Below are 4119 nucleotides of genomic sequence, written 5' to 3' on the forward strand. Positions count from 1 at the left end.
GTCGACCCAGGCGGTGTTGTCGGGCAGGCCCAGGGTGTCGGCATAAAACTGACGCGGGCTCAGCGTGGCTGAAAAAAGCGCCACTGAACGTGCCGCCTCCAGGCGCGGTGTGAGAAAGGGCGCGGGCACCACGTTGCGCAGACAGAGCAGGGCGCTGCTGGGGGTGGCCAGGCTCACGTCGAACAGTGAGTGTTTGTCGAACAACTCCAGCACACGAGAAAAATGCAGCGCGTCGAAGTAGAAGCGCTGCAGGGTTGGGTTGACCTCGGTGGGGTGATCGGTGAGGTGTTCGGTGATGGCGGCCAGCGCCTTTTGCAAGGCGTTGCTGAACGCCTCGGGCACGGCAGCGTGGACCTCGTAAGGCACGGTCTGCGCTTTGTACAAGGCGTTCCAGGCGCGGTTCAGTTTGTCGAGCGTCGGCTTCAGCGCGGGTGGCGCGGTCTTGCGCAAGGCCTTGAAGTCGGCCTGGTCCAACTCGGCCGAATACATCTTGCGGGCGCGCTCGACCAGGTTGTGCGCCTCGTCGACCAGCACGCTCACGCGCCACTGGTTCAATTGCGTGAGGCTGTGCAGCAAGGCGCTCAGGTCGAAGTAGTAGTTGTAGTCGCCGACGATCACGTCGCACCAGCGCGCCAGCTCCTGGCTCAGGTAGTAGGGGCAGACCTGGTGGGCGAGCGCCACCTCGCGCAGCGCAGCCTTGTCGAGTGTCTTGTGTTCCAGTGCCGCAGAGCGTGCCGTCGGCAGCCTGTCGTAGAAGCCGCGCGCCAGCGGGCACGACTCGCCGTGGCAGGCCTTGTCGGGGTGCTCGCAGGCCTTGTCGCGCGCCACCAGCTCCAGCACGCGCAGGTCGCTCTGGCCGGCCTGGATGCGCTCGGCCGCGTCGAGCGCCAGCTGGCGCCCGGAGCCCTTGGCGGTCAGGAAGAAGACCTTGTCCAGCCCCTGGGCGGGCGCGGCCTTGAGCAACGGGAACAGCGTGCCCACGGTCTTGCCGATGCCGGTGGGTGCCTGCGCCATCAGGCAGCGGCCGTGGCTTGCGGCTTTGTAGACGGCCTCGGCCAGCTCGCGTTGGCCAGCGCGAAAGGCTTTGTGCGGAAAGCGCAGCGCGGTGAGGGCCGCATCACGCTGGGCGCGGTGCGCCAGCTCCTGCTCGGCCCATTGCAGGAAACGCTCACACTGTGTCTCGAAGTGCTGTTGCAGGGCTTGCGCGCTGTGGGTTTCGCAGAGCAGGGTTTCCTTCTGCGTGACGATGTCGAAGTAGACGAGCGCGATCTGCATCTCGCCCAAGCCAAGCTGGTGGCACAGCAGCCAGCCGTAGACCTTGGCCTGCGCCCAGTGCAGCACTCGGTGGTTATCGGGCAGGCGGGCCAGGTCACCGCGGTGGGTCTTGACTTCTTCGAGCCGGTTGAGCGCCGCGTCATAACCGTCGGCACGGCCCCGCACGTGCAAGGCCTTGTAGTCGCCAGTCAGGCTCAGCTCGCTCTGGTAGCGCTCGCCCTTGCGGCGCGCGGCCACCACCGCGTGGCCCATCAGGCCCTCTTGCGCGGAGGGGGCGGGCGTGAAGCGCAGATCGAGGTCGCCGGCCTTCGCCGTGAACTCGCACAGCGCGCGCACGGCGACGACATAAGGCGATTTGCTCAAGGTGCGGGCGTGGCCCCTTGTGCGCGCAGCTTGTCGACGATGCCTTGCGACTTCTCGAGCTCGATGTAAACGTTGGCAAACAAGGTGCCCACGTCGCTCAGCTTGGAGCGCGACACGCCCGGCGACGGGTTGGTGATGAGGGCGGCGGTGATGGCGCCAGCGGCTTGCAACAGGTCTTTGTTCATGGGGTGTTCCGGGGAGTGTGGGCCATGGTACTTCGCTGACAGACAATGCGGGGTTGGAAGCCACCCTCGCACCGTGTTGACCTCAGCCTTGCCCTCACTTGCCGCCATCGACCTGGCCTGCCGCCGTGGCGACCGCATTCTCTTCAAGGGCCTGCAGTTCGAGGTGAAGCCTGGGCAGGTGGTGTGGCTGCGCGGTGCCAACGGTCGCGGCAAGACCAGCCTGCTGCGGCTGCTCGCAGGTTTGTCCACGCCCGAGGCCGGGCAGGTGAGCTGGGCTGGCACACCGGTACAGCGGGTCTACGTGGCCCACGCGAATGCCTTGAAGGAAGACCTCACGGTGCTGGAGTCGCTGCGCTTTCTCGCGCGCCTGCATGGCCGCGCCGACAGCGACGCTGCGCTCGGCGAAGCGTTGGACCTGTTCGGCATGGCCAGCCGGCGCGATGCGTTTGTGCGCACGTTGTCGCAAGGTCAGCACCGGCGTGTGGCCTTGGCGCGGCTGGCGCTCGACGTGGCGCCAGCGTTGTGGATTCTTGACGAGCCCTTCGATGCGCTCGACACCGAAGGCATTCATACCCTCAACACTCTCCTGACGCAGCACGCAGCGCGTGGTGGCAGCGTGGTGTTGACCAGCCACCAGGTGCTCACGTTGAGCGAGCCAGCGCCCTTGATCGTGCAGCTCGATGAGGTGGCGGCATGAGCGCATTTGCGGCGGTGCTCGCGCGCGACCTCCGTCTGGCCGCACGCCGCCGCATCGAGGCGCTGTTGCCGATCGCCTTTTTCACCGTGGCGGTGAGCCTGTTCCCGCTCGGCGTCGGCCCCGAGGCGCAGATGCTGCGGCAGATCGCCCCCGGCGTGGTGTGGGTGTGCGCGCTGCTCGCCGCCATGTTGTCGGTCACGCAGCTTTACGCCGCCGACCACGCCGACGGCTCGCTCGAGCAGATGCTGCTGTGCGGCGAGTCGCCGGTGCTGATTGCTGCGGCCAAGGCGCTGGCCCACTGGCTGCTCACCGGCTTGCCGCTCATCCTGGTGGCGCCGCTGTTCGGCCTGCTGTTCGACATGAGCGGCGAGGCCATCGCCGCGCTCACCTTCAGCCTGCTGCTCGGCACGCCCATCCTCAGCCTGCTCGGCGGCGTGGGCGCGGCGCTGACGCTCGGACTGCGCAGCGCGGGGGTGTTGTTGATCTTGCTGATCTTGCCGCTGTGCATTCCGGCGCTGATCTTCGGCACCGGCGCGGTGGGCGCGGTGGAGTCGGGCATTTCAGCGTCGGGCCATTATTCGCTGCTCGGCGCGCTGCTGATCGTGACGACCTTGCTGGCGCCGTGGGCCACCGCCGCGGCCTTGCGCATTTCCACAGAATGAACCGAGAGACAACGCCATGAACTCATCACCCCCGGTGCGGCTGTTCACCTTTGCCGCGCCATCGCGCTTCTACCGCCTGGCCGGCTGGCTCACGCCGGTGTTCTGGGTGGCGGCCATCGTGCTCACCGCCCTCGGCCTGTACATGGGCTTCTTCGTGGCGCCGACCGACGCGACGCAAGGCGAGTCGTACCGCATCATCTTCATCCACGTGCCTGCGGCCTGGATGTCGATGCTGCTGTACCTGGTGATGGCCTTCTGGGCTGGCATCGGCTGGGCCTTCAAGGCTCGGCTCGCGTCGATGGTGGCGCGCGCCATTGCGCCCACGGGGGCGATGTTCACCTTCGTCGCGCTGTGGACGGGCGCCTTCTGGGGCAAGCCCACCTGGGGCACCTGGTGGGTGTGGGATGCGCGGCTCACCTCCGAGCTGATCCTGCTGTTTCTCTACCTCGGCTACATCGCGCTGGTGGAAGCCATCGACGACACACGCCGTGCCGACAACGCGGGCGCGCTGGTGGCGCTCATCGGCGCCATCAACGTGCCCATCATCTATTTTTCGGTGAAGTGGTGGAACACCTTGCACCAGGGCGCGACCATCAGTGCCACCGCTGCGCCCAAGATGGCAGCGACCATGCTCACGGCCATGCTGTTGATGACGCTGGCCTTCTGGGCCTACGCCTTTGCCGTCGTGCTGACACGTTCGCGCGCCATCATTCTGGAGCGAGAAAAACACGCCGACTGGGTGGTTCAGATCGCACGGCAAGCAACAGGAACCAAACCATGAACTGGAACAGCGCTTCGGAGTTTTTTGCCATGGGGGGCTACGGCCTGTATGTCTGGGGCTCGTATGCCGTCACGGCAGCCTTCATGTTGACCGAGCCCTGGCTGGCCGCCCGCCGCCGGCGGCAGGCCTTGCACGCGGCTGCGCAGCCGCAATGAC

General features: G+C 66.7%; 6 protein-coding genes. 4 read left to right on the forward strand and 2 right to left on the reverse strand.

Going from position 1 to position 4119, the window contains the following annotated elements:
- Window positions 1-1638: ATP-dependent DNA helicase (locus tag RMO40_RS20345; protein WP_309725251.1), on the reverse strand; the 1638-nt coding region annotated here is incomplete at its 3' end.
- The gene (locus RMO40_RS20350) at window positions 1635-1823 is read right to left on the reverse strand and encodes a hypothetical protein (protein WP_309725252.1); all 189 of its coding nucleotides are present in this window, start codon (window positions 1821-1823) and stop codon (window positions 1635-1637) included. The genes RMO40_RS20345 and RMO40_RS20350, both read right to left, overlap by 4 nt.
- An 88-nt stretch (window positions 1824-1911) precedes the next feature.
- On the opposite strand from RMO40_RS20350, the gene ccmA reads away from it, so the two are divergent.
- The 4 genes from ccmA to ccmD are packed head-to-tail and all read left to right on the forward strand — an operon-like array spanning window position 1912 to window position 4118.
- Window positions 1912-2520, forward strand: coding sequence for a cytochrome c biogenesis heme-transporting ATPase CcmA (ccmA, locus tag RMO40_RS20355; protein ID WP_309725254.1), 609 nt, complete (start codon window positions 1912-1914; stop codon window positions 2518-2520).
- Entirely contained in the window at window positions 2517-3182 is a 666-nt protein-coding gene (gene ccmB / locus RMO40_RS20360) for a heme exporter protein CcmB (RefSeq protein ID WP_309725256.1), read from the forward strand. The genes ccmA and ccmB overlap by 4 nt, the downstream gene beginning before the upstream one ends.
- A gap of 16 nt (window positions 3183-3198) precedes the next feature.
- Window positions 3199-3963: a heme ABC transporter permease CcmC gene (gene ccmC, locus RMO40_RS20365; protein ID WP_309725258.1), complete on the forward strand. Its 765-nt coding sequence runs from the start codon at window positions 3199-3201 to the stop codon at window positions 3961-3963.
- On the forward strand, window positions 3960-4118 hold the full coding sequence (ccmD, locus tag RMO40_RS20370; RefSeq protein ID WP_309725260.1) for a heme exporter protein CcmD: 159 nt from the start codon (window positions 3960-3962) through the stop codon (window positions 4116-4118). Before ccmC ends, ccmD begins: the two co-directional genes overlap by 4 nt.
- The last annotated feature ends 1 nt before the right edge of the window (window position 4119 follow it).

Origin of the sequence: Rhizobacter sp. (assembly GCF_031412075.1) — a bacterium.
In the GTDB taxonomy this organism is placed as follows: Bacteria; Pseudomonadota; Gammaproteobacteria; order Burkholderiales; family Burkholderiaceae_C; genus Rhizobacter.